Annotated in this window: 25 protein-coding genes and 1 tRNA gene; 9 read left to right on the plus strand and 17 right to left on the minus strand. The window is 71.4% G+C overall.

The window, feature by feature from the left end; translation table 11 throughout:
* Positions 1-70 precede the first annotated feature (70 nt).
* Complete coding sequence (locus POL25_RS23765; RefSeq protein WP_272088433.1) at positions 71-1,174, plus strand: hypothetical protein; 1,104 nt, start codon at positions 71-73, stop codon at positions 1,172-1,174.
* Between the two features lie 40 nt (positions 1,175-1,214).
* Here the strand turns inward: POL25_RS23765 and POL25_RS23770 are convergent, their stop codons facing one another.
* Together POL25_RS23770 and POL25_RS23775 are read right to left on the minus strand one after the other, a co-directional pair.
* Positions 1,215-2,903 carry a hypothetical protein gene (locus POL25_RS23770; protein ID WP_272088434.1) on the minus strand — a complete coding sequence of 563 codons (1,689 nt, stop codon included), beginning with the start codon at positions 2,901-2,903 and terminating at the stop codon, positions 1,215-1,217.
* A 12-nt stretch (positions 2,904-2,915) separates the two neighbouring features.
* On the minus strand, positions 2,916-3,776 hold the full coding sequence (locus POL25_RS23775; RefSeq protein ID WP_272088435.1) for a hypothetical protein: 861 nt from the start codon (positions 3,774-3,776) through the stop codon (positions 2,916-2,918).
* Between the two features lie 91 nt (positions 3,777-3,867).
* On the opposite strand from POL25_RS23775, the gene POL25_RS23780 reads away from it, so the two are divergent.
* Both POL25_RS23780 and POL25_RS23785 read left to right on the plus strand, forming a co-directional pair.
* A complete protein-coding gene (locus tag POL25_RS23780) occupies positions 3,868-4,353 on the plus strand; it encodes a protein kinase domain-containing protein (protein ID WP_272088436.1) in 486 nt (161 codons plus the stop codon).
* Between the two features lie 102 nt (positions 4,354-4,455).
* Positions 4,456-6,468 (plus strand): protein kinase domain-containing protein, encoded by a 2,013-nt coding sequence (locus tag POL25_RS23785; RefSeq protein ID WP_272088437.1) that lies wholly within the window; start codon positions 4,456-4,458, stop codon positions 6,466-6,468.
* Between the two features lie 94 nt (positions 6,469-6,562).
* Here the strand turns inward: POL25_RS23785 and POL25_RS23790 are convergent, their stop codons facing one another.
* The 3 genes from POL25_RS23790 to POL25_RS23800 form a co-directional block, all read right to left on the minus strand.
* Positions 6,563-7,435, minus strand: a complete 873-nt coding sequence (locus tag POL25_RS23790) for a hypothetical protein (RefSeq protein ID WP_272088438.1) — start codon at positions 7,433-7,435, stop codon at positions 6,563-6,565.
* A 416-nt stretch (positions 7,436-7,851) separates the two neighbouring features.
* Positions 7,852-8,283, minus strand: coding sequence for a hypothetical protein (locus POL25_RS23795; protein ID WP_272088439.1), 432 nt, complete (start codon positions 8,281-8,283; stop codon positions 7,852-7,854).
* On the minus strand, positions 8,280-8,582 hold the full coding sequence (locus POL25_RS23800) for a hypothetical protein (RefSeq protein ID WP_272088440.1): 303 nt from the start codon (positions 8,580-8,582) through the stop codon (positions 8,280-8,282). Before POL25_RS23800 ends, POL25_RS23795 begins: the two co-directional genes overlap by 4 nt.
* Positions 8,583-8,695: 113 nt before the next feature.
* On the opposite strand from POL25_RS23800, the gene POL25_RS23805 reads away from it, so the two are divergent.
* Together POL25_RS23805 and POL25_RS23810 are read left to right on the plus strand one after the other, a co-directional pair.
* On the plus strand, positions 8,696-9,004 hold the full coding sequence (locus POL25_RS23805) for a hypothetical protein (RefSeq protein ID WP_272088441.1): 309 nt from the start codon (positions 8,696-8,698) through the stop codon (positions 9,002-9,004).
* Positions 9,004-9,147 (plus strand): hypothetical protein, encoded by a 144-nt coding sequence (locus POL25_RS23810; protein WP_272088442.1) that lies wholly within the window; start codon positions 9,004-9,006, stop codon positions 9,145-9,147. Before POL25_RS23805 ends, POL25_RS23810 begins: the two co-directional genes overlap by 1 nt.
* A gap of 234 nt (positions 9,148-9,381) precedes the next feature.
* On the opposite strand, the gene POL25_RS23815 is transcribed toward POL25_RS23810, so the two are convergent.
* From POL25_RS23815 to POL25_RS23865, 11 genes are all read right to left on the minus strand, one after another.
* Positions 9,382-9,819: a hypothetical protein gene (locus POL25_RS23815; RefSeq protein WP_272088443.1), complete on the minus strand. Its 438-nt coding sequence runs from the start codon at positions 9,817-9,819 to the stop codon at positions 9,382-9,384.
* Between the two features lie 131 nt (positions 9,820-9,950).
* Positions 9,951-10,487, minus strand: coding sequence for a hypothetical protein (locus tag POL25_RS23820; protein ID WP_272088444.1), 537 nt, complete (start codon positions 10,485-10,487; stop codon positions 9,951-9,953).
* A gap of 4 nt (positions 10,488-10,491) precedes the next feature.
* Entirely contained in the window at positions 10,492-11,829 is a 1,338-nt protein-coding gene (locus POL25_RS23825) for a replicative DNA helicase (RefSeq protein WP_272088445.1), read from the minus strand.
* 14 nt (positions 11,830-11,843) lie between these two features.
* Positions 11,844-12,506 carry an RNA polymerase sigma factor gene (locus POL25_RS23830; RefSeq protein WP_272088446.1) on the minus strand — a complete coding sequence of 221 codons (663 nt, stop codon included), beginning with the start codon at positions 12,504-12,506 and terminating at the stop codon, positions 11,844-11,846.
* Positions 12,500-13,282, minus strand: a complete 783-nt coding sequence (locus POL25_RS44970; RefSeq protein WP_373372105.1) for a helix-turn-helix domain-containing protein — start codon at positions 13,280-13,282, stop codon at positions 12,500-12,502. The genes POL25_RS23830 and POL25_RS44970 overlap by 7 nt, the downstream gene beginning before the upstream one ends.
* Positions 13,249-14,265, minus strand: coding sequence for a hypothetical protein (locus tag POL25_RS23840; protein WP_272088448.1), 1,017 nt, complete (start codon positions 14,263-14,265; stop codon positions 13,249-13,251). The genes POL25_RS44970 and POL25_RS23840 overlap by 34 nt, the downstream gene beginning before the upstream one ends.
* Positions 14,265-15,071: a protein phosphatase 2C domain-containing protein gene (locus POL25_RS23845; protein ID WP_308477900.1), complete on the minus strand. Its 807-nt coding sequence runs from the start codon at positions 15,069-15,071 to the stop codon at positions 14,265-14,267. Before POL25_RS23845 ends, POL25_RS23840 begins: the two co-directional genes overlap by 1 nt.
* Positions 15,072-15,073: 2 nt before the next feature.
* Positions 15,074-15,421, minus strand: a complete 348-nt coding sequence (locus POL25_RS23850) for a hypothetical protein (RefSeq protein WP_272088450.1) — start codon at positions 15,419-15,421, stop codon at positions 15,074-15,076.
* A 75-nt stretch (positions 15,422-15,496) separates the two neighbouring features.
* A complete protein-coding gene (locus tag POL25_RS23855; protein ID WP_272088451.1) occupies positions 15,497-15,988 on the minus strand; it encodes a hypothetical protein in 492 nt (163 codons plus the stop codon).
* A gap of 26 nt (positions 15,989-16,014) precedes the next feature.
* A complete protein-coding gene (locus tag POL25_RS23860) occupies positions 16,015-17,457 on the minus strand; it encodes a tyrosine-type recombinase/integrase (protein WP_272088452.1) in 1,443 nt (480 codons plus the stop codon).
* 105 nt (positions 17,458-17,562) lie between these two features.
* Positions 17,563-17,639, minus strand: a tRNA-Arg gene (locus POL25_RS23865).
* A gap of 175 nt (positions 17,640-17,814) precedes the next feature.
* On the opposite strand from POL25_RS23865, the gene POL25_RS23870 reads away from it, so the two are divergent.
* From POL25_RS23870 to POL25_RS23880, 3 genes are all read left to right on the plus strand, one after another.
* On the plus strand, positions 17,815-18,426 hold the full coding sequence (locus POL25_RS23870; protein WP_272088453.1) for a hypothetical protein: 612 nt from the start codon (positions 17,815-17,817) through the stop codon (positions 18,424-18,426).
* A gap of 83 nt (positions 18,427-18,509) precedes the next feature.
* Positions 18,510-20,168, plus strand: a complete 1,659-nt coding sequence (locus POL25_RS23875) for an MYXO-CTERM sorting domain-containing protein (protein WP_272088454.1) — start codon at positions 18,510-18,512, stop codon at positions 20,166-20,168.
* 401 nt (positions 20,169-20,569) lie between these two features.
* Positions 20,570-21,145, plus strand: coding sequence for a hypothetical protein (locus POL25_RS23880; protein WP_272088455.1), 576 nt, complete (start codon positions 20,570-20,572; stop codon positions 21,143-21,145).
* A gap of 90 nt (positions 21,146-21,235) precedes the next feature.
* On the opposite strand, the gene POL25_RS23885 is transcribed toward POL25_RS23880, so the two are convergent.
* Positions 21,236-21,532: a hypothetical protein gene (locus POL25_RS23885; RefSeq protein ID WP_272088456.1), complete on the minus strand. Its 297-nt coding sequence runs from the start codon at positions 21,530-21,532 to the stop codon at positions 21,236-21,238.
* 295 nt (positions 21,533-21,827) lie between these two features.
* Here POL25_RS23885 and POL25_RS23890 point away from each other — a divergent pair, with 295 nt between their 5' ends.
* Positions 21,828-22,964, plus strand: coding sequence for a leucine-rich repeat domain-containing protein (locus POL25_RS23890; RefSeq protein WP_272088457.1), 1,137 nt, complete (start codon positions 21,828-21,830; stop codon positions 22,962-22,964).
* Positions 22,965-22,986 lie beyond the last annotated feature (22 nt).

The following is a 22,986-nucleotide window of genomic DNA, read 5'->3' on the forward strand; positions in this document are numbered from 1 at the left end:
AGACCGTCGCGCCGCGCGTCGAGCGCGAAGATGCGTGACATCGCGCGCCGCGCCGCGCTACCCTCGGAGGATGACGCGTCGTCTCGCCCTGGCTGCTGCCCTCGCCGCCCTCGGCTGCGGTAACGACGGCTCGCCGGCCTTCACGACCGGCCCGGGCGTGACCTCCGTGGCGCACACGTCGACCAGCTCGGACAGCACGTCGACGTCGACGTCGAGCTCGACCAGCGGCGGCGCCGAGGACAGCGCCGCGGCGAGCAGCTCGGGCGCGGCGTCGACGTTCGACATGGCCCCGCCGCCCGACCTCGGCGACCCGACGCCCGCGGGCTGCAAGGGCAAGATCGATTTCGTGTTCGCCATCTCGGCGCTCGGGACGATGGCGACCGAGCAGGACCAGCTGATCGCCAGCCTGCCCGGCTTCATGGAGACGATCGCCAACGACTTCGCCGACTTCGACGCGCACGTCATCTCGATCAACACGGACGGCTCATGGCGCGGCGAATACTGCGAGTCACCCGCCTGGTGCTTGAACAAGGGCAACTGCGGCCCGTACGCCGTCGACTACGAATGCGGGAAGCACGTTGACCAGGTCTGGACCTGCGACAAGACCCTGGGCGCGGGCCTCATCTTCAACGCCGGGGCTAACGCGTACAACAAGCCCTGCGACCTCTACGGCGGGAACCGCTACATCATCGCGGGGCAGTCGGATCCGGTCGAAGCGTTCAAGTGCATCTCGCAGGTGGGCACCTTCGGCGAGGATCCGCCCCTCGCCGACTCGCTCGTCGCGTCGCTCTCGCCCGAGCTCAACGGGCCCGAGGGCTGCAACGCGGGCTTTCTGCGACCCGACGCGCTCCTGGTGTTCGTGTTCATCATGGACAATGAGGACCAGAAGTCGATCCTGAGCCCGAAGAAGGTCTACGACGCCATCGTTGCGGCGAAGGGCGGCGACGAGGACGCCGTCGTCGCGCTCGCCATCATCCCGCAGTTGCTTGAGGGCGAGCCCAAACCGTTCTGCACCTACAACGACCCCCCCATCGTGCAGCACCTCGCCGAGGTGATCGAGCGGTTCCCGTATCACGAGGCGGGCGACGTGTGCGCGGACGAGTATGCGACGTTCTTCAACGGCGCCGCCGCGAACCTCGTCTACCAGGCGTGTAACAGCTTCATCCCGCAGTGAGCAGCGCCACCGGACGACGCGCGACCGCAGCGAGCAGCGCTCACCGGGCGACGCGCGACGCCCGGGCCTGGCGCACGCCGCCAAGCGTTCGCTCGCCGACCAGATACACCTGCTCGTAAGCGTCGAGGGCGAGCCCGTTCGCGGCCGAGGGCTCGGTCCCGATGATGAAGTGATCGAAGTTGAGGCCAGGGAGCTCGCGGCCGTAGAGCGCGCCGCGAAGGCCATCGCCGTTATGCACGACGCCAGAGAACAGGAGGGCGCCGTGGGCGGTCCATGCGACGCCCGTCCCGTACGCGACCGATGCCGGCAGCTCGCTCGTGTAGTGCGTCCTCTTGCTGCCGTCGAACGCCTGCACGGTGATCCTCTGCATGGTGCCGTCTTCCGTCGTCTCGTTCCCGACGGCGGCGACGCCGTCGGGGTGGTGCCCCGCGGCGAGGAACATGCTACGGCGCCACCCCGCGTTCACAGGCTCGGCGACGAGCGCCGGTCCGAGCGCGGCGCCGGTGTTCACGTCCAGGGGCACGACGACGCCACGTGAACGAATCACCTGATCGATGTCGTGTTTCCCGCTGCTTGCGCCGACCACCCACGCGACGCCGTCGGCGACGACGACGTCGAACGCGAGGTCGTCGAACTCGTGCGGCTCGACCATGTCGTTCGGCGGCAGGTAGTCCCACAGCTTCGCGCTCGCCGTGGCCACGTCCTCGCCGCTCATCCGCCAGTACACGACGTCCATGTCCCCGAGGCCCGATCCGCCGAACCCCACCGCGAAGAAGCCGCCGTCGTCGGTCACGCCGATGCCCCGCACCGTGGCGCCGGGCTCGGTCGGCGCCTCGATGCCGGTCGCGTGGCCGTCGGCGTCGAGCAGGACGATCCGCGGCTGCCACTTCTTGTTCGGGTTCACGACGTTCATCGCCACCCACATCCAACCGTCGGCCCGCACCGCGATCGCGTCCGCCGAGCCCTCGCGCGTGTCGAGAACGATCGTCCCCTCGGCCCACATCTCGCCGCCGTTGGCCGCCGAGCGCTTGCGGATCGCCGGCTTCATCACGCCCTCGACCTCCACCGCGCCGACCTCGATCAAGTCGCCCTCGGCCGTGGCGGCCGCCCGTCGCGTCGTCGAGGCCGGCGGGGCGAGCACCGCCCAGGCTTGCCCGCCGGGCGCCGGCGTCGACACCGTGAACGGCACCGGCGGCCAGCTGGCGGCCAGCGGCCCGTGGGTCGCGCTCACCTCGACCACGTGGTCACCGTTGTCCACGGAGCCGTAGCACGGCGCGAGGCCCAGCCAGACGCCGCCGCCCTGGTCCTCGAACGGCAGCAGCTCGACCCCGTCGAGCGTCGCGCGCACGGCGGTCGCGTGCTCGACCTCCACCAGGACGTCGACGGGCCCGGCCAGGTGAACAGCGGCGGGCACCTCGACGCCGAGGATCCGCGGCGGCAGCAGCTCGGCGTCGCCGACGCTGCCGGCCTCGGCGCCCGTGGTCCCCGTGGACGCGTCGACCGTCGCGCCGTCGCTCGCCGCGCCGTCGCTCGCCGCGCTGTCGGACGCGCTGCTGTCCGTCCCGCTCGTCGGCGAGGTCGGCGGTGCGCCCGTGGTGCTTACTGTCCCGTCGGCCATGTCGGCCGCCGCTGTGAGCGCATGGAAGCCCGGATAGTCGACGAAGCATGCCGACGTGGCGACGGTGGCGACGGCGAGGACAAGAGCGGCAGGGGCACGGCGGGCGGTCATAGGGAGCCTCCGTCAGAATTGATACACCAACGCGGCGCCCGTGGCGCGAAGTCGCGCGCGTGAGTGTGCGCGCGGGCGCGCAAGCAGGACGGCCAGGCCGGCGGCGAGGCTCGCCCCGGCGGCGAGGCCGAGGCCGAGGGCGAGAGGTCCCAGGCGCCGGTAGCGGTCGTTCGCCTCGACCCCCGCGGCGAGCTCGGCGTCGGTCGGAGGTCGCTCGGCCCCCGTGTAAGCCGCGTTGATCGCGTCGATGTCCTCGCCCGCGTTGCGGCGCGCCACGAGGCTCGCGGCCATGCCGACGACCAAGGGCGCGGTCAGCCCCGCAAGCGTTCCACCGACCGCCAGGCGAGCCACAGAGGGCCGAGGCGGGGGGGGACTCGCCGGCGGGGCGGCCGGGCCCTCCGGAGCTGGCTCCTTCTGCGGCTCGGGCTGGACGGCGACCGCCGGCGGGCACTCTACGTCCTTGAGCCCGTCGAGCGCCTCGGCCTTGAGCCCGCCCGCTGGGTCGGCGACCTCCGCCGGGGGCGGCGGGCTGCGCTGCAGGACCAACTCCGCGTCGGCCAGCATGGCGCACAGGTGCAGCCGGGCGTCGCCGGGGACCCGCTGCGCCGCGAGCCGCCGGGCGGCGCCGGCGTACATGAGCAACTCGGCGACGGCGTCGGCATCTTCCGCCACGGCGAGCCGCTTCTCGGCGAGGGTCGCCGCGGCGACGAGCGCCTCGACCGACGCCGGCGTCGTTGTACTTGCAGGATCCGCTGCCACGATGGCCGCGAAGATCGCTGCGTTGTCCGACTCGGGCGACAGCGGCGAGACGGGCGGCGCGGCGAGGCCAGGACCGGCGAGCACCAGGGACACGAGCGCGGCGCGGGCGGGCATGGCCATGTCATCGCCGACTGGCCCCGCGCTGTCTATCCCCGCCTGAGCCGACCGTTGACGACGCCGCGAGGTCGACGGCAGGCTGGCGGCCATGCCCCGCCGCGCCTTGGAATGGAGCGACCCGTCGCGCCCGCCGACACCTCGGGACGACCATACCGGCCGTGTCCTCGCCGATCGCTACCGCCTCGAGGGGGTGCTGGCTCAGACCACGACCTCGACGATCTACCGAGCGCACGACAGCCGGGGGAGCGCTCCTGTGGCGGTGAAGCTCCTTCACCCTGAGATCCACGTCGACCCCGCCCGCGTCGAGCGGTTCAAGCGCGAGGCCAAGTTCCTCGCCAACTTGCGGCACACGCACCTCGCCGACTTCATCGACACCGACAGCACGCCCGAGGGACTGCTGTACATCGTCACCGCTCTTATCGATGGGCGTCCGCTTGTGGAGTGGTGCAGCGGCGACGCTCGGCTGGACGCCGAGACCGTTTGCCGGATAGGCGTGCAGGTCGCCGAGGGCTTGGCCTACATGCACCGGGCGGGCGTGCTCCACCGCGACGTGAAGGCGTCGAATATCATCTAGCCCAAAGACCAGGTCGCAAAGCTCATCGACTTTGGGCTCGCCAAGCTCACCGCGAGCGCGTCGCTTGAGCTCACCCCGCTGCGGCACCCGACAGTCGCCGGAGTGCCGCTCGGGACGCCCGGCTACATGCCGCCGGAGGCGGCCGAGGTCGTCGACGCGCGAACCGACGTGTTCGGCCTCGCCCGCACCCTGTACCGACTCCTGACGCACCTGCCCGCCCAGTCGTGGCCCGAAGGGCTGGACCAGGTGCCCGAGCCGTTGGGCAGGTTGGTGCGGGAAGCCGGCGATCCGCGGGCAGACCTTCGCCCCGCGACGATGGAAGAATTCCGCGGCCGACTCCACGCCGCCCGCGCGCACGTGGTCCCTACCCCCGCCATGCGGCCGGCGCGTCACCTGTGGCCGGTGCCCGCCGACCGCAAGCCGGCGCCACACTCGGAGTCCGGCAACACCGCGACCCCGGCGGGCGACCCGTGTACGACCAGCCCCGCCTCGCAGCTCTTCGAGCGGCGTCTCGAGCTTCGCTTGCGGCTGCGCGCGGGTTCCACGGGCCAGACCTGGCGCGCTTACCACCACGCCCTCGGCGGCGACGTGGTCGTCAAGATCGTCCCGGCTGCCTTGGCGGAGGGCGAGGCGGGCGACAGGCTCCGGCGCGAGGCCGCCGCGCTGTTCAAGCTCCAGCACACCGCGTTCCCTCAGGTCTACGAGAGCGACAGCGCGGAGGCGGACGGCTCGCTGTACCTCGTGGAAGAGTGGATCCGGGGCGAGACGTTCGGCGACATGATGAAGCGCGGGCGGCCCGATCTCCTTCTCGCCGTCGAGCTCGTCGCGCAGGTGGCCGAGGCTCTCGCCCTGGCTCACTCCCGCGGAGTCATCCACGGCGACGTCCACCCGGGCAACTTCATGATCGAGCTCGAGGAGGCCCAGCCACCGCGCGCGCGAGTGATCGATCTGAATCACTGCGTCCTGCTGGACCACTTTTTCGCGCTCTCGGCGGAGCGCTTCGCCACGCCGCCGCACCTGCGCCCCTCCTACCGGCCCAAGCCGGGCGGGCTGCCGGCGTTCCTGCCCCCCGAGGTAGCGAGGGGCGGCCGCCAGACCGCGCTCAGCGATCTGTATGGGCTCGGCTGCGTGCTGTTCTCCCTCATCACGGGCGCCCAGGTGCCCGCGACCGAGCTATCAGCGATCCTCGACGCCGGCGCGCGCGAGGAGTACGGCGAGCGACTCGCGGCGTACCTCGCCGATCGTTTGCCCGACCTCGAAGAGTCCGAACTGCTCGAAGTGTTGCCCGTGGTGCTCGCCCCGGAGCCGGAGCAGCGCGCGCTGAACGTGCTTGGCGCGTTGAACATGTCCGCTTTCGCCTTGGCCCTGCGCACCACCGCCGCCTCGATCCGCGAGACGCGGACGCCCGCGGACCCCGGGCGCCCGTCTCGGCCGCAGGCCAACCCGCCGGCCTCGCCTGCGGCCTCAGCTCCGCCCGCGGCTCCGCGGGGTCCGCTGGCGCGCCGGCTCCTGCTCGCCGCCGTGGGGCTTGTGTTGCTCGGCGGTGTCCTCGGCGCCGCACTCATTACCGGGTCGTCGCGGGAGGCGAGCGCGCCGGCGGCCGAGACGATGCTCGAGCCGAGCCTGCCCCCGCAGGCGCCGTCGCGGGAGGCGAGTACGCCGGCGGCCGAGCTGATGCTCGAGCCGCCCCTGCCCTCGCCCGCGCCGTCGCGCGAGGAGAGCGAGCCGGCGGCTGATCCGACGCTCGAGCCGAGCCTGCCCGCGCCCGCGCTTGGCCAGACGCCGCCGATCCCGCCCGCGCCCGCGACGTCTCGAAAAGCCTCGCGCCGCGAACGGCCGCAGGCGCCGCCCGAGCCAGTCACGATCGACGAGGCGACCGAGGCCGCGGCAGTCGCCCGCGCCGGCATCCGCGACCGCTGTGCGGGTGCGCCGAAGGTGATCGCGGTCGAGCTCGACATCGAGGCCGGGCGCGGCAAGGTCTCGCGGCTCAACTTCAAGCCGGCGGCGGGGTTCAATGCGGACAGCTGGGAAGAGTGCGTCCGCGGTGAGCTCGAACGCGTCGCGTACCCAAAGAGGGCGACGCGGTCGCACGTCGCCCTGCGGCTCCAACGGTAAGGCGAAGGGCCCGCCGGCTGCTACGCCGACGGCCCCTCATGGCGGTGACGGAGCCGGGCGGCGGGTCTCACCGCCGCGGTCGCCGACCTCGGCGTCAAGAGAGCGGAAGCCGGAAATGATGGCCCGATCCTTCTTCTCTCAGCCACAGCGTGTCCCCTTGACGAGCGACCAGACGGAAGTGAGGCGGATCAGCAAAGCGAATTTCCGGAGGCATGCTCGCCGAGAAGACGTGCAGGTTGCTTCGGATGAACTCTTCGACGTTGCGCAGCGTGTGCCGCCAGTGAATTTCACGCTGCACAATCCGCGAGCTGATGCCGGACGTCGCCGGACCTCCTCCAGGCGGCACATACACTTTACCGTTCGACAACTGGAGCGGGATCCCGACGTTCGCGGCCCGAAGTTTGGCTCGTTCGGCCGGGCTCACGGGGGACGCCAGTCCGATTACTCCTTTCATTTCGAATCGCTGGAGTTCGTCTGGCCAGTTCGACAGGACGGTCTCCATCAGATGTTCGTCGGTCCAACTGTCGTGGGGTAGGATGCCGATCATCAAGAACCTCTGCGGCTGGACGAGAGCGAACAATAAGGGGCCCGTCCTCTTGATGAACCCATCACCCTCGACGACGTCCCCGAGATGCAGGTGATGGATGCCCCAATCGTTGATCAAACGATCGTTGAAGTTGAGATCGAGGAGCCGCCTGCTGAGATGCGGGGTGAGGGGTTCGCCCGTTGTCGCCTTCCGCGCAATTTCTTGAAGCGCAGCGTCGTACTGTTGGGGGCATGAGAAGCCGCTCGCTCGCAACACCAGACGTGGAATGGCTTCGATGTCACGGAGCTTTACGTTGGCGTGCTTGAACGCGATCTGTTCGGCCGGCTCGTTCGAGGGCACGGCGTAACCTCGTCGCTGGAGATCCTGCTTGAGCAGTTCGATCCAGTCTGCATAGAGGTTCAAGAGGACTTGAGAAGGCACGGGGGGGACAGGAGCGACGGACATGGATACTCGCCGGAAAGCACTAGGCTTGCCGCGAATCTATCCGAGCGCGAAACCGTGCGGTGTCAACCACTTATGGGGCTCCCCGCCGCGGCGGGGAGCACTATTTTTATCTCCTGGGCGAAATTTTTATCTGCGAGAAGCGAATTGACGCCGTCGCCTACTTCCGGCGGGGCGTCTCCTCGCCGCTCGCCTCTCGTGCGCTAGGCGGGACTGGAACCAAATTTTAGCCCCGCAGAGGGCTCGATGGTGGACGACACGCCCCTCAAGCCGCCTAACGGCACGCTGTAGCGATCCGGCCCGCCCGTCGAGCCGGGCCGGTAGGTCGGCGCAGCCGACGAAGCGGGCCGGCGTCGACGTCGCGGGCGAGGTCCCGGTGCGAGCCGGCCGGCTCGCTACGCGTCGCGGGCGCGTGCCTGCTCTTCGCAGATCGCCACCTGCAGCGCGAACCGGGCCCTTTGAGCCCGGAGGGCGGCGATCTCGTCCTTCGCTTCCTGCAGCTCGGCCAGCCGCTGGCTGTACGAGGCTTCCAGCTCGCGGCGCCTGCCCTCGTGCCACCGACTCGCCGCCCGAGCGCCCTCGTGCGCCATCTGGACCAGCATCGCGTAGACCAAGACGATCAAGAAGAACGCCGACGCGACCGCCGCACCGATCAACGGGCCGCGCGTCATGGCGAGGCCCACGGCGAGGAGGCAGGCGGCGGGCAGCGCCACCCACCGCGCGGGGAGCACCACCCACCGCCACAGCCAACCGAGCACGTGCCAGGCTCGGACGCCGACAGCGAAGAAGGAGTCGCCGAGACGACGGGCGAACGCCCGCGCGCTCACGGTCCGTCCCCCTCGTCCTCGCGCGGCCGCTCCGAGAGATAACCGTCCTCGCGCAGCCCGTACGCCTCCCCGCAGTCGCAGACGAACAGCTCGCGCCCCGCGTCCCATTGGAGCACCTCGAAGATGTCTCGCCCGCAGCCCGCGCACTGGGCCCCCGCGCCGATCTCGTCGAGCTCGGGCGGCGCCCCGGCCACGGGGGCGCGCGCGAGGATCAAGCGCTCGGCATTGACGTAAATGTGGTGCGTAGCGTGGCCGACCCGCGAGGGGTGCCCGTTCTGTTTTTTGAAGGGTTCGCTCATCGGCGGCGACCGACGGCTCCGTCTTCGCCGAATTCACTCTGTCTCAGAAACCTCAATGTCTATTCGGACATGTCCCTGCAGCCCTGGGCTTGACGCGGAACTGGCGGCGACAGATGCTCTCCACCCACGATGAGCGTTTTTTTGAAGCCGTGCAACACCTGACCGTGGTCGAGACGCTGCTCGAAGCAGCACTGCAAAAAAACGGGCGGGTCCGCGAGAGCCTGTGGGCCATAGCCTGGAACCTCGACAGCGCGCTCGTGCAGGAGCTGATTAAGCAGGATAAGTACGCCGCTTTGGGCAGCATGACTCAAAGGCTATTTCAGGGGGTCGAGCCGCCTTCGGACGAGGTGCGGCAAGCGGCTCTGCAAGTACATCGGGACCGGCTGCAGACGGACTATTTGGAAAGACGAGGGAAGTCCTGATGCTGATGCCCGTCTCCTGGATCGACTTCGTTCTCGGCGGGTTCATGGCTCTGTATGCGGCGACGCAATGGCGCGCAGCACTTCAGACGCTCGGGTACCGTCCGACCGGCGACGGGCGACAACCGGAAGGCCCGCCGCAGTGAAACCGGCGGGCCTTTTCGCGTCGCTACGCCGCGCGCTTGGCCGCCCTGCTCACCGCCAGCGGCAGGAGCCGGACGTGCTCGTCGGTGCCGTACGGGACGACGCGCTGCCGGACCACTTCGATCGACCTGCCTTGGCGCTTTCGATGACCGTCGGCGACGCCGAGCGTCCAGCGTGCTTGCCGCCGCTGGAGCGGCGGACGCTGCGGCCCCGGGGGCCGCGCGCCCGGCCTCCGCTTACGCTGCGGCCCGGCTAAGGGCGACCGCCCGAGGGAGCAGGCGGGCGTGCTCGGCGGAGCCGTAAGGCACGATCCGGCGCTCGGTGATCAGCCTGCACTCGGTGATCTCGATCGAGCTGTCCGCCCGCAGGCGCACCTCTCCGGCACCGGCCTTCGGCGCCTCACGTCGGCCCCGGCCTCGCGTTCGATAGTGGGTTCGCGGCGGGACCATCCGGCGCAGCGCCGGCCACTCGCGTTCGCTCCCGGCGTCGCGGTCCCGGCTCGTGCGCAGGCCGCGATCGAAGCGGCTCAGCAAGGACGGCGGCATGCCGATCGCGTGGGCGAAGTCTTTGATCTGTTCCCCGGACTCGCGGAGGCACCGGACGATCGCGGCGACCCTGCCCGGGGCCGTCGTCCATCGACGCCGGCCCCGGGTGTCCTCGCGGATGCTCGCCACCTCCTCACGGGCGCGAGCGATGAAGTTTGTATTCGTAGGGACTTCTCTCATCTGTCTGTCTCTTCGGTCAGGCTGTTAGGGGTTGAAGGCGCCGGCGCGTGCTCGCATGAGCATGTCCGGCCGGACATGAACTAAGAGGCAGGGCGGACGGAGGGTTCGGGCTCGCGCTGCACCTGCTGCAGGCCCACGGGGAGCACGACGCCGGTTAGGATCCCGATCGCCAGGGGCCGGGGATCCTCGCGCTCGTATTCCTCGCCGGCCAGCTCGGCGAGCCGGGCGGGATCGGCCTCGAGCACCCACCGCGCCGCGATCGCGGCGGCCAGATTGGCCCCGAGCTCGATCCCGCGTAGCATGACCGGCTGCGCCGCCCAGGCGGCCCGCCACTCCGCGAGCAGGTCATCGATCACCTGCGTCACCCACTCCGGCGGCAGGCGCACGGGGCGGCCGAGGGCGGCCTCGATCTCTTGGGGGCTGAACTGCGGGGCGTCGTCAACCGCGTCGTCGGTCCAGGCGGCCATCTCCTTCGCGGCGGCGATCCTCGGCGGCCCGTCGCCGGCGGCGGGCCGGATCACGAAGCCACCCGTGGGGTTTCGCTTTCCCACGACCCACTTCTTCCCGCCGAGTCTCACGGCCTGTCCCTCACCGGGCGCGAATGGCTTTTCGGACATGTTCTTACAATCTCCTCTGCAGTACCGCGAAGCGGCGGAGGGCCTTCACGTAGGCCAGCCGGATCACCCCGGTCGCGCCGTGACGGTTCTTGGCGACCAGGATCTCGGCCGTGCCCGCGACCTCCGCGAGCCTTTGCCGGTTCTGGGACGAGCCATCGATCAAGTAGAGCTCTTCACGGAACACGAACAGCGCCGCGGATGCGTCGTATTCGAGCCGGCCGCACTCCCGCAGATCGGCGAGCCCTGGCCGGTGCCCTTGACGTGCCTCGCTGGCGCGGTTCAGGGCCGCGATCACCAGAATGGGGATCGCCAGGTCCTTCGACAGCCGCTTGAGGGCTCGGCTGATCTCGGCGACCTCGAGGTCGCGCCGCTCGTAGCCGCCCGGCGTCTCGGTCGCTTTGACCAGCTGGACGTAGTCCAGAACGATCAGGCCCATCCCGTCGGGGTTGAGCCGCCGCCACTCTCGGGCCCGCTCCTCGATCTGCGTGATCGTGAAGCTCTCGCAGTCGATCGACAGACGCCCGGCCGCGATCCGTTCGGCCGCGTCAAAAATCGCGTCGCTGGATTCGTCGTCCAGGATGCGGGCGGCGACCTTCTTTGCGTCGATGCCCGACTCTTGGGCCAGCAGCGCCTCGACCACCTCGGCCTCGGGCATTTCCAGCTCGATCAGCAGGACCGGCCGCACCGGATCGTCGCCCAGCTCGCGCTGGATGTTCCGGGGCACCGCGAGCGCGCGGGCGACCTGCAGCGCGAGGGAGGTCTTGCCATGCCCTGGCCTCCCACCGAGGACGTAGACGTTGCCCGGCCGCATCCCGCCGACCATCTCGTCGATCTGCGGGATGCCCCACGACAAGCGCGGCGGCGGTCCCTCTTTCCACGCGCGGAAGAGGTCGGCGATCGCATCGCGGGCCGTCCGGAGGCCGGTCCCGTCCCGGCGGGTCTCGGCCACGCGAGCCGCCCGGATCCGCAGCTCGGCCGGGTCGGCGTCGGGCGCCCCGCAGCGTTCGGCGAGGTCGAGCGCGGCGAACCGAAGCTCCCGCAGCGTACCCAGCCGCCGCAACTCGGCGGCGTGGCGCGGGAGCGTCGCGCGCGGCGCAGACGCGTCGGCGAGGCCACTCAGGTACACCAGATCGACGAGCTTGGGGTGGCGCTGGCGCAGCTCGGCGTCGACGGTCACCGGGTCGACCTGCACCCCGCGCGCCGCAAGCTCGCGGGCGGTCATTACGATCTCCGCGAGGCCGCGCGCGGTGAAGTCCTCGGCGGGCCGGAGCGTCGCCACGGCATCGAGCGCCGCGGCACCGAAGACGAGCACCGCGCCCACGACGGCGCGCTCGGTTGGCACGTGTGCCTGGCAGCTCATCGGACCCCCGTCGCCGCTCGCAGCCGGCGCAGACCCGCGGCCCGAAGCACCATCACCCAGTTACGCGACAAGCTCAGGCGGGGGGCCATCTGCGACGGCGTGTCCCCGTGGGCGTGCCACAGCACGATCTGGCGCGTGCGCGGGTCCAGTCGCGAGAACGCCTCCCGCACCTGCTCGAAGCGACGCTGGTCCTCGACTCGTTCATCGAGCGGCCGGGCGTCACGATCCGGCGGCCCGCCCAGACGTTCCTCGCACTCGCGGCTTTCGCCATCGCGGCCCCGGCCCCGCCTGCCCCATGCGCCAGGGCCGATCCGACGCGAGCGCGCCTGATCTTCCTCGGACCGCGACCACCAGGGTTGCGCCGCGCCCTCGCCGAATTGCCTCGCTTGAGCGCGCAGCGCGTCACGCAGGCGCCAGCGCGCCCACGTGGTCCAGCGCGAACCGCAGTCGGGTTGATACGAGCGTGCGGCGCTCAAGAGTGCCTCGCCGACCACCTCCTCGGCCTCGTCCGCGGCGAGGCCGATCCGCGGCGCCAGGGCGCGCGCGTGATTGAGGGCGACGCGATACACCGCGGCGACGAGGGCCGCCTCGCCGCGGCGCCGGTCTACGCGAAGCAGCGCGACCAGGGTCGCCTCGAGCTCTCGCTCCAGGGTCAGCACGGAGGGGCCTCCGCGCGGGGCCACCACGGCCGCGCGAGCAGCCGGTCGGCGAGCATGGACGCTGTCACGGTCGCCCGGGGCTCGGGCGGGGCGCCGGCGAGCCGGGCCGCCCGCCACCCGTCACGCGTCCACCAGCGCACGGCGGCGCGGTCCGGCCGGGGCAACGGCGCGAGCAGGCGGCGCAACCTCTCGAGCCCCACGTGACGGAGCACGCGCACCGCGGCGACCCGCTCGCCCGGCGCATCGGGGACGGCCGCGCCGATCGATTCTGCGGCGCGGAGCGGATCGGAGGCGCCCGCCAGCGTCCACCCGGTCATCAGGCGCCCGCCCACGCGACGCCGATCGCGGACGATCGCCCCCGCGGCTTCAAGCCGGCGCAGTTGCCGGTAAATCGTCGACCTGTCCACCCCGAGATCCTCGGCCATCGACGACGGCGTGGGCGCGGCCCAGCCGTCCGCTAGCCGCAGTCGGAGATAGGCGAGGAGGCCGTTCGACGGCGGCGCTTGCTGCTTTCGTAGGTTCGTAGCGCCAGCTCGCCGCAGGCTCGCGCGGCGCGGCGTGTCCGGGCGGACAGGTCGATCGCCGGGCCGCCGATGCCCCACACGAGCCACGGCCACGGGCCCGGGGCGACCGATCGCGTTTGGACCACATGGGGGCCGTCTACGGGCCCGAGAATCCAGACGCCCGACCCGGGCGCCGACTCCCGCCACGACTGCTTCTTCGGACCTGTCCCTTTGACCACTCACGCGCCCCCCTCGACTTGTGCGCACCGCCACGCCGCAGCGAGCCCGACATCGCGTTCCTCCCAGGGCGACATGCCGCCCAGGGTCCGCGCGAGCCGCTCGGCGACGAGGAGCGCCGACTCCAGATCCGCACACTCCCGCGACCGGAGCGCGCCGTGGCTCGTCGCCGACGCCCGCCACGGCTCGCGGGACTCCGGCGAGGCCGGCCCCCTCACCTCGGCGCGGACGCCCGCGAACACCCGCACCAGCTCGCGCGAGTCGTCGGGCCGCTGCCACCCCGATCCAGGCGCCGACCCGGGCCAGGCCAGGCCCGCCGGGCCCGCCAGATCCCACGCGCGCCGCAACGACGCCGAGACGGCCCCGTCCCCCGCGCTCTCCGCTGCGCCGACGAGCGCGAGCACCTCGGCCTCGGCCTCGGACAGCTCGGGACCGCGACGGGCGGCGATCGTCGACCGGAGGAGGCCGGCCGACATCGCGTTCCGGCTCATACCGCGATCGAGGACCGCCAGCGACGCGACGCCCTCGGCGTCGAGCGGCGTGTCCAGGTCGAGCGTGACGACGTGGCGCCCCCGGAGGCGGCCCGGGTCCAGCTCGCCGTGATAGGCGGTCTCGAAGGTGCCGAGCAGCGCCGACAGCTCGCCCACGCCCAAGGCCCTTGCGAGTTGCTCGCCGCTGCTATCCTCGAACGGCCGCGGGCCGTTGCGGCCGACGAACGCCGGCGAGCGGCGACCGACGAGCAGCGCTCGCGGGGCAACCGGCGCGGGCACTTCCCAAGCCGGCGAGCCGCCGACCTCGACCCAGCCCCACCCCGCGAGGGCCTCGGCGGCGCCCGGGGCTTGCAGGTCGACGTGGCCCAAGCCGAGGAACGCGGACAGGTCGCCACCACGGTCGCCGCCGCCGAGGTCGCGCGCGTGGGCGGGGCTGTAGCGCCCGAGCGGCGCGACGATCAGCCGCGGGGGCGACTCGGCGAGGCCGACCATCCACCAACCGCGCGCGACCAGCGGAGCGCGGACCATCACAGCATCGCCTCCGCGTGCTCCGCACACGTTGCCCGCTGGGCGGCCCACGCGACTCCGAGGTCGTCGCAGTCGTTCGGGCGGGTGAGCAGCGCCCGGGCCATGACCGGGTCGCCGCAGAACGGGCGGAGCAGCCGCTCCGCGAGCGGCGGCTCGTGGCGTAGGCCGTCGGTCGCCACGTACGCGCCGAGGACGGGCCCGTCCGCGTAGAGCATCGTCCGCAAGTCGCGGGCCGCGGCGGTCGGGCCCCGGCGAGCGTTGAGCGCGGCGAGCTCGACGTGGGTCTCGTTGAGCCGCTCGCCCGCCACGGCCTGAAAGTCCGCCCCGATCGGGTGCCGCGTCGCGTCGCCCCGGACGACGGTCGCCGCCGGCGCGACGATCCCCCAGGCCCCATCGCCCGAGCACCAGATCGCCGTCCAGGTGACCGTCACCACCGCGAGGACGATCGTTGTCGCCAGCGCCCGCGCGGCGGTCTCGCGCTGAAGCTCGCTCCAAATCCCATGCAGACCGTGATGAAGCGCCGCGCAGGCTTGCGCCCGCGTGTCGCACGGCCCGGCCCCGCGCCGCAGGGCGGCCATCGCCCCTTCCGCCGTCAGCTCGGCGGCGAGGTAGGCGCCCACGTGCGCATGCGATGCCAGACCGTCCACGAGGGTCACGCCGTCGGCGACCGCGAGCACGACACCCTCGGAATGGGATCGCATCGTCGCATGGTCCTGCGGCACGAGGCCGCGGGCGGCCTTTGCCCCCGGCGCGGTCATGCAAGCCGCGTAAAAGTCGCGGGACAACCTCAGCGGTTCCGGCCACATGGTCACGGGCTCCCGTCGGGTGAGTCGCCGGGCAGCCGCGCCGGCGCGGTGAGGGGGTCGCTCTCGACGCTTGCCCGACGGCCGTCCGCGTCGCCGACGAGGTCCGCCTCGGCGGGGTCCGCCTCGTACATCAACACGGGGAACGCCCGGATCACGTAGCGCTCTTGCGGACCGGCGGGCACCTCGGCGACGACCGCGACGATCGGCTCGTGCAGGTCGGGCAGCTCGTGATCCTCGGCTACTTCGACCGCGGCAGCGCTGGCCGACTCGGCGAACCGGATCTCGTCGATCTTGAACCTCGCGATCGTGACGCGATAGGGACACTCGGGGTTGTCGGGGCAGGAGTTCATGAGCAGCTCTTCCGGTGGGTCACGAATAGCGACACGTCGATCAGGTGTTCGAGGCTCACGACGCGGCAAGGGCATTCAGGCGCCATGCTTTTCCCCGTCCTCGCTGCGGTCCGGCCCTTCGGCCTCCGCTTCGTAAACGACCGCGGGATAGGCCCGAATGCGGAACCGCGACGGCGCCCCCCCCGGCGGCGCGACGGTCACGACCACGGGCCCGAGCACCGCGTCGAGTTCGTAATCATCGGCGACCGCCTCGGCGGCCTCCTGCGGGCTCTCGGCCCGTTGGACCACGTCGATCCCGTGCTTAGGCGCGGTGACACGGAACAGCCGCGGAGCGTCCTTCGGCTCAAGCTCAGGCAAGGCCGCGAGCGGGCCAGCGAGACGCCGCGCCCGGTAGAGGGGCACGGGCAGCACGCTGATCTCGTACATGTAACCCGGCTCGCCCTCGGCGGCCACGTTGACGTGCAGAGTAGCGAGGCTGTCGCCGAGCTCGTGTTTCTCGGCGAAGAGTTCGGCGGCCGCCTCCGGGCTCGCAGCGTCGATCGTCTCGGCGCTGTCCAGAAACGTCACTCGGTAAGGGCGGCACGGGCAGCGGGTCACGATGCCCCCCTCTTGCGCATGCCGAGGGCGGCCACCTGCTCGGCGGCCCGCCTCGCGCCCTCGCTCTCGGCTCCTTCGCCGTAGACGCGGAGCGTCGTCCGGGGGTTCGTGTGGCCAAGCGCCATCATGATCCCCATCAGGTCGACGTTGCACGCCAGTGCTCGATGCGTGAACGTGTGGCGCATGTCGTGCGCCGTCCGCCGCTCGATCCCCGCGAGCGCACAAGCTCTCTCGAGGAAGCGGTTAACCGCCGTCTCCAACGCTTCGAGCGTGCGCCCGTCGAACAGCGGCCCCTCGCCGACGAGGCGACCCTGGAAGGCGGCGACCTCCCGGGCTTCCTCGTCCAGATAGATGATCCGCGCAACGTGGGTCTTGGTCTCGGGCAGGTGGACGCGCCCCTCGGGTCGCAGGTCGGCGACCTCCGTCCGCGAGGTCTCACCGATGCGAGCGCCGCTGAAGAGCAGCAGGCGGGCCACAACTGCGGGCGCGACGTAGTAGGCGAGCGACGGACCGGTGCGTTTCCTCTGCACCCCTTCGCGGATTCGCTGGATCAGCAGAAAGTTAATGGCGTCGCGCAGAGGCGCCATGTCGGTCTCGTCCACGGGCTTTGGCCGCTCGCGGACGTTCCGGGCCTCGACGTTCTCGGTCGGATCGAACCCCAGCTTGATCCGCTTCTTCGTCGCCACGAACGCGAGCAGCGTCCGCAACCGGTGCAGGAGCAGGTAGGCCGTTCCCTTGCTCAGCTCGTGGGCCTTCTCTGCTTCGAGCGTGTTTCGCTTCGGCGAGAGGTAGTGAAACCACGCCTCCACGTTCTCGTCGTTGAGCTCGCCGAGTGGGATGTCGCCAAACAGTCGCCCCTCGGGGTCGCCGACCGGGACGTCCAGCTTGGTCTCGAGGTACCCGTAGCTCTCGGCGGTCTTCTCGGAGGCGTCCTTGCGCTGGGCGCGGCGCTCCAAGCTGTCGACCCAATGCGCTGCCGCGAGGCGCAGCGGCGACGCGATGGTGAGGGGCGCGAGCGCCCGCGGGTTCTTGGGCTTTCGCGGGCGGGGCTGCGCGCCGGGCCTCGGCGCCTGCGGCTGCGGCGGCGTTTCGCCGTCCGGCCGCGCGACGGTCGGCACGGTCTCCACGGGCAAGCCCAGGCGTCGCGCGAAGGCGCAGACCGAGCGCAACTGCGTGAGCGCGGCGTACGCGACCTTCGCCCCCCGGTGCTCCGATAGGTGCGCGTACCAGGCGAGCTCGGTCTTGGGGTTGAGCTGCTCGATCGGCAGGTCCGCGATCGAGCCGGCGGGGTCCTCGCAGCACCGCAGCTTGGGCACGAGCACGCTGCGGCACCACGTCACGGTGGTCCGCTTGACCTCGGCCGGCGTGCCGTCCGCGCGGGGAGCCGCGCGAGACTCCATGTCGGCGAGCCAGCGCGCCGTGGCTTCCCCCACGGTCATGTGCGCGACCTCCGGCGCTTGACCGTGGCGGATCTCCGCGAACAGTCCAGCCAGCCCGGCCGCTTCGATTAAACTGTCCAGCCCCCCTTGAGGGGGACTGGTTCCTGGCGCCCGCACCAGGAATCGAACCTGGGACCTACAGTTTAGGAAACTGTCGCTCTATCCAACTGAGCTATGCGAGCGGGACCGGGAGGGTGGCCGAACTGCCCCGTCTCCGCAAGAGCCGAACGCGGCGCGAGGGGGCCACGGCGGGCCCCCCGGGCGATCTTCGGGCCCGGGCGCGAGCGTCGGAGGGCCGCGACAGGGACCGGCCGGGCGGCCTTGACACGGGCGCATAATTGCGCGCTTCATGATCGTGTGAAATCGCTCGTCCTGCCCCTGGCCCTCTGCGCCGCCCTGCCCGCCTGCGACGTGACCGCGGGCTCGGAGCCCGCCGCGGCGCGATCGACGACCGTGGCGGCGCAGACGCCGTCTCGCGGGCGCCTGGTCGCCGGTGAACGGGTCGAGCGCGTCATCGCCTGGCCTGACCCGGCCTCACGCGACGAGCGAACGCGCGCGCGCCTGTCCCCCGCGGCGCTGGCAGCGGTCGCGGCCTCGCCGGTGCCGGTGCTCGCGCCCGCCGACCCGCTGTGGCGCCCGCCGCAGATCTCGAGCCCGCGGACGCCGGACGGCCCGGGCTTCGGCTTCAGCCTGGCGACGGCGGCGCCCGGGCGGACGCTGACGCTGCACGGATCGCGCCTGGCGACGCTGCTGGCCGACGTCGGCCGCCACGAGGGCCCCGAGCGGCTGCGCGGGGTCCCTGGGTTCGTCAGCGCCAACGAGGGGATCGTGACGGCGACGTGGATCGAGCACGGGGCCGCGTACGCCCTCGACCTCGAGTGCGCGTCGACCCGCGATCCCGCCTGCGCTCTGCCAGCGCTGCGCGCCGAGGTCGAGGCGCTGGTGCTCGTCGGCGGAGGTGAGCGATGACGACGCGGTGGCACATGTCCGATCGGTCATGTCAGCGTAAAGGCCGGCGAACGACATGGCTCAAGGAGCATGTCCGAGGGGTCATGTTCTTCGGGACAGTCCTGCTCGCCGCGATCGCGGGCGAAGCGGCGGCGCAGGAGCCGTTCTATCTGCCGGTCGGCGACTTGATCCCGGGCTCCGGCGAGGGCCTGGCCGATGCCACGGTGTACGCGCCGGGCATGCGGTTCCCGATCGAGGACGGGCCGGCGTACCCGAACTCGCAGGTATACCGGTCCGGCGGCTACATGGGCCCGCCCGGCAGCCAGTGCGACCCGGAGAACTACGCCTATCCGTGGCGCGACAACTACTGCGAAAAGCGCAGCTGGGACATGCCGCTGTGCCCGGCGGGCATCGGTCATCAGGGCCAGGACATCCGCCCGCCGACCTGTGAGAAAGACGTGCACTGGGTGGTGGCCGGGCGCGCCGGCGACGTGACCAATATCGGCAGTTATTCGGTGTACGTCACCAGCGTCGACGGGCAGCGCCTCGATTATCTGCACGGGGCGGTGCCGACGCTGCAAGTGGCGCTCGGCGACGCGGTGGTGCCCGGGCAGCGGCTGGTCGCGGTGTCCAACAACATGGGCGACACGCCGACGTCGATCCACCTGCACTTCAACATCCGCCAGGACATCGGCGGCGTCGGGGTGGCGTTCGTGTCGCCGTACATGTCGCTGGTCGGCGGGTACGAGGAGCTGATGGGCCTCGGCAACTCGCCGCCGGGTGGCTCGCTCGACAAGGCCGACTGCGCGAGCTTGGTCGGCTGGGCCCAGGACCCCGACGCGCCGGAGCAGTCGATCGCGGCGCTGCTGTCGTTCGGCGGGCCGATGGGCGCGCCGGGGGCGACGCTGGTCGAGGTGATGGCCGACGTGCCGCGCGACGATCTCTGCGCGCAGCTCGGCTCGTGTGCGCACGGCTTCGAGGTCGAGGTGCCGCTGTCGCTGCGCGACGGGGCGAGCCACGAGGTGCACGTGTACGCGAAGGACGACGGCCAGGGCGCCCCCGCCGAGGTGGCGCTGTCGCCGGGCAGCTTCGCCTGCGAACCGCCGCCGCTGCCGACCGGCGTGCGCCGGTGGGTCGTCGATCCGGAGTCGCTGGCGGCGTGGAAGCTGTCGCCGTTCTGGCAGATGATCGTGGCGCCCGAGGCCGCCGTGGCGGCGCTGCCCGAGGGGGCCGATCTGCCACCGCTGCCGATCCTGGCGCGCAGCCCGGCGGCGCCCGACACGACCTGGCTGATCGACCAGGGCACGCGCCGTCCGGTGACCGATCCGGCGATCGCCGCGGCGTGGCAGCTCGACCTCGAGGCGACCGAGACGTGGGCGCCGGAGCTGTTGATGGCGCTGCCCGAGGGTCCGCCGCTGCGACCGCTGCCAGTGCTGGTCCAGGGGACAGGTCCGAAGATCTACGTGCTCGACGATCCGCTGTGCATCCCCGGCGAGGAGGAGCCGAGCTGCGCGACGAACGAGAGCAGCTCGGGCGCGGAGGAGCCGACGAGCGGCTCTGCGACGAGCGAGGATGCATCTTCGTCTTCGTCGTCCCCCACCCCCGGCCCAGCGTCGGCGGGAGCGCTGCCTCCCGGCTTCGGCAGCGAGGACGGTTGCGGCTGTCGCCACGCGGAGAATCCCGGCGCGGGCTTGCTGGTGATCGCGAGCCTGGCCTGGCGCCGCCGTCGTCGCGCTGGACAGGAGCGCGTGCGCAGGACATGAGCGGACCCTTGCGATCGTCGATGTCACCGACGCACGCTCGTTGACAGGTCTCGATCGCAGGGTCCAGAGGCCACCCCGCACCGAGAGGCGTCGACAGCGCCGTGCGAGCGAGTCGCTTCGCTCGCGCTGTCGGACGGCATCGCGCGATCCGTCTCGAGTGCTGCCATGTCGTCGGCGACAGTCGGAGCGTGCTCGATCGGACGTCCCGTCACGGTCGAGCACGCTGGCTCGAGCGGCGGACGCCGGGCATTCCGCGCCGGCGCGCTCGGGCAAACCGCGGGTGCGGCGCAAGGGCGCGCAGCGGCATGCAGGAGACATCGGGCGGATCCGCACGTTGATTGCGGTGGCCGGAGTTGGGACAACGATCGAGCATGCGGTCCCGTCACGCTTCCCACGCCCCGATGCTCATCGGTCTGTCTCTCGCGCTCGCCGGGGGATTGGCGCTGTCCTACAGCGTGTCGGCGGCGCAGAAGGAATCGGCGAAGAAGGATTCGCCGGGCGCGGCGCCGGGCCAGACGCTGAGCGGGACCAAGGCGACGCCGGCGCCGGGTGCTGCCGCGCCGTCGACGACGTTGCCCCCGAAGGTGGTCGCCAACGACCTGCGCGACCTGCTGGTGACCTTCAAGGACGCGGGCGGGCTCAAGTTGCGCTCGAGCTTCAACAGCTCGCAGCTCGGGACGAAGTTCGCCTCCGACGTGCTCGAGATCGAGAGCGCGAGCGGCGTGACGGTCAGCGAGCGCGGCAAGTGGAGCTTCTCGCCGCCGACGTTCAAGGTGTCGATCGCCATGAACGCGGAGGCCCGCGCGGCGCTGGACCTGTGTCTCCGCCTCATCACCGCGCCCGCCAACGGTCGGGCGCTGACGCTCGAGTTCATGCGCTTGAACTCGCCGGCGGTCGACGCCTACTCGCTGTCGACGACGGTCCTCGACGTGATCCGCCCGCTCGAGATGGGCTTCATCAACTGTTCGCTCGAGTGACCGCGGCCCGGCTCGCCGGGGCGCGACGGGATGCGCCGGCCGGAGACGGGCTCATCCATGGTTCCCGCCTGGGAGTGTTCGCGCGCCCGTTCAGCGCACTTCCTTGCACTCCCAGACGTCGTCGGTGATCTCCCAGATCCGCTCGCCGCACGCTTCACCGGAGGCGAGGACCTCGCGCGCGTGGCCGGGAGCGAGGCGGACCTCCAGGCTCATCGGTCGCGCGGGCGTCCCGGAAGTGTCGTCCTCGCAGCGCACGCTCCAGCGCAGCTCGCAGCGGACGCTGACCTCGCAGCGATTGGCCACCCGCAGCGACATGCCGCGCGGGCTGGCCTCCGGCTCGACTTGGACGCATTCGGCCACGGACTGCGCGGCGTGGCTGGTAGACATGGAAGCGCCGTACGCGAACGACGCGCACGAAGCCACGAACAAAATTCGACGCATGACAACCCCTCGGCGCGGCGCTCGTGACACGAGGCGCGCGCAGCCCATCGACAGCGTCCCTGGCGAGAGGTTCCACGTTTTGTTCGCGCCGCGAGGGGCGTCCGCATCGGCGGGACAGGGCCGCGATCGCTCCCATGGCCTTCAGGTCATGTCCTTTGGGACATGTCATTCCCTGGACGCACGGAAATCGAAGCTCGCGAGGAGCACGCCCGCTCGCTCGATGTCCAGTAGTATGAGGCGGATGCCGACGAAGCAGCCGGTGCCAAAGACCGCGAAGAAGACTGCCGCGAAGAAGGCCCCGAAGACTTCAGCCAAGAAACCTGCGACCACGAGCCCCGCGAAGACGGCAGCCAAAAAAACAGCGACCACGAGCCCCGCGAAGAAGGCCGCCAAGAAACCAGCAGCCAAGAGCCCCGCGGAGAAGCTCGCAGCGAACCAGTCCGCCGCGAAGAAGAACCCGGCGAAGAAGCGTCCCGAGGTCGACCCGCTGCGCGAGCTCGCGTGGGACTGTTACTGTGCCTTCGACGCCGAGGATCCCACCCCGGCCATGCAGATCGAGTTCGTCGAAGGTTACTTGAGCAGCGCGAGCAGTCGCGGGCTCACCGTCGACTTCGACGCTGCCCTGCCCTACTGCGCCGAGATCCTCGAGCTCGAGATCGACGACCTGCGGGCCACCTGGGAGGCTCACGGGCGCAAGTTCGCTGCGGTCCGCGGCGCCTCCGGTGGGGCCGGCGAGCTCGACGCGCTCGTCGAGCTGTGCCAGACCGAGGGTCGCTTCGGCGCCGCCTTCGAGGACCACGCTGCCAGGGCTCTGGCCGCCGCCTGGCCGCGTCTCGGGCCCGCGTTCGCTCGGCGCCTGCTCGCCGGGCGCCAGGACCTGCGGCTGCGCAACGCCGGGCCGTTCGCCACCCTCGTCGGCTTCGAGGCGGCCACGCGCCTGCGCAGCCTCCAGCTCGACGTCACCCCCGACTGCGACCTCGCCCCGCTCGCCGCGCTCACCCGGCTCACGAGCTTGAACCTGAAGGGCAAGCGCCACGGATTCGGTCCCCTCGCCCGGCTGCCCCGGTTGACGCAGCTCGAGATCGAGGCCGACGCGACCGGCATCGCCGAGCTGGCCGACCTCCCGACCTTGCGGGTGCTCTCCCTGGTCGTCGCCGAGGACGTGTCGATCGCCAGCCTCCTCGATCTCGCGCACCTCGTCATGCTGAAGCTGCTCGCCGGCTCGCGGTCGCTCGACGAAGTCACCGCCGACACCATCGCCAGGCTCGCCCGCAAGAAATCGCGCTGGATCCGGCTGGCCGAGCACGAAGGATGGCCCTTGCAGCTCGCGGTGCCCTTCGAAAGGACCCCGGCCTTCGTCGAGATCAACCGGCGGTGACTCGCGGAGCCCTCCTCCCGAT

This window comes from Nannocystis bainbridge (assembly GCF_028368995.1).
GTDB classification, from domain to species: Bacteria; Myxococcota_A; Polyangia; order Nannocystales; family Nannocystaceae; genus Nannocystis; species Nannocystis bainbridge.

What these genes read in the sequence shown, in the direction of transcription:
- POL25_RS23765 (WP_272088433.1), top strand. Translation starts at nt 71, where the DNA reads ATGACGCGTCGTCTCGCCCTGGCTGCTGCCCTCGCCGCCCTCGGCTGC.
- POL25_RS23770 (WP_272088434.1), bottom strand. Translation starts at nt 2,903, where the DNA reads ATGACCGCCCGCCGTGCCCCTGCCGCTCTTGTCCTCGCCGTCGCCACC.
- POL25_RS23775 (WP_272088435.1), bottom strand. Translation starts at nt 3,776, where the DNA reads ATGCCCGCCCGCGCCGCGCTCGTGTCCCTGGTGCTCGCCGGTCCTGGC.
- POL25_RS23780 (WP_272088436.1), top strand. Translation starts at nt 3,868, where the DNA reads ATGCCCCGCCGCGCCTTGGAATGGAGCGACCCGTCGCGCCCGCCGACA.
- POL25_RS23800 (WP_272088440.1), bottom strand. Translation starts at nt 8,582, where the DNA reads ATGAGCGAACCCTTCAAAAAACAGAACGGGCACCCCTCGCGGGTCGGC.
- POL25_RS23805 (WP_272088441.1), top strand. Translation starts at nt 8,696, where the DNA reads ATGCTCTCCACCCACGATGAGCGTTTTTTTGAAGCCGTGCAACACCTG.
- POL25_RS23810 (WP_272088442.1), top strand. Translation starts at nt 9,004, where the DNA reads ATGCTGATGCCCGTCTCCTGGATCGACTTCGTTCTCGGCGGGTTCATG.
- POL25_RS23820 (WP_272088444.1), bottom strand. Translation starts at nt 10,487, where the DNA reads ATGTCCGAAAAGCCATTCGCGCCCGGTGAGGGACAGGCCGTGAGACTC.
- POL25_RS23840 (WP_272088448.1), bottom strand. Translation starts at nt 14,265, where the DNA reads ATGGTCCGCGCTCCGCTGGTCGCGCGCGGTTGGTGGATGGTCGGCCTC.
- POL25_RS23845 (WP_308477900.1), bottom strand. Translation starts at nt 15,071, where the DNA reads ATGTGGCCGGAACCGCTGAGGTTGTCCCGCGACTTTTACGCGGCTTGC.
- POL25_RS23850 (WP_272088450.1), bottom strand. Translation starts at nt 15,421, where the DNA reads ATGAACTCCTGCCCCGACAACCCCGAGTGTCCCTATCGCGTCACGATC.
- POL25_RS23860 (WP_272088452.1), bottom strand. Translation starts at nt 17,457, where the DNA reads ATGACCGTGGGGGAAGCCACGGCGCGCTGGCTCGCCGACATGGAGTCT.
- POL25_RS23875 (WP_272088454.1), top strand. Translation starts at nt 18,510, where the DNA reads ATGTTCTTCGGGACAGTCCTGCTCGCCGCGATCGCGGGCGAAGCGGCG.
- POL25_RS23880 (WP_272088455.1), top strand. Translation starts at nt 20,570, where the DNA reads ATGCTCATCGGTCTGTCTCTCGCGCTCGCCGGGGGATTGGCGCTGTCC.
- POL25_RS23885 (WP_272088456.1), bottom strand. Translation starts at nt 21,532, where the DNA reads ATGTCTACCAGCCACGCCGCGCAGTCCGTGGCCGAATGCGTCCAAGTC.
- POL25_RS23890 (WP_272088457.1), top strand. Translation starts at nt 21,828, where the DNA reads ATGCCGACGAAGCAGCCGGTGCCAAAGACCGCGAAGAAGACTGCCGCG.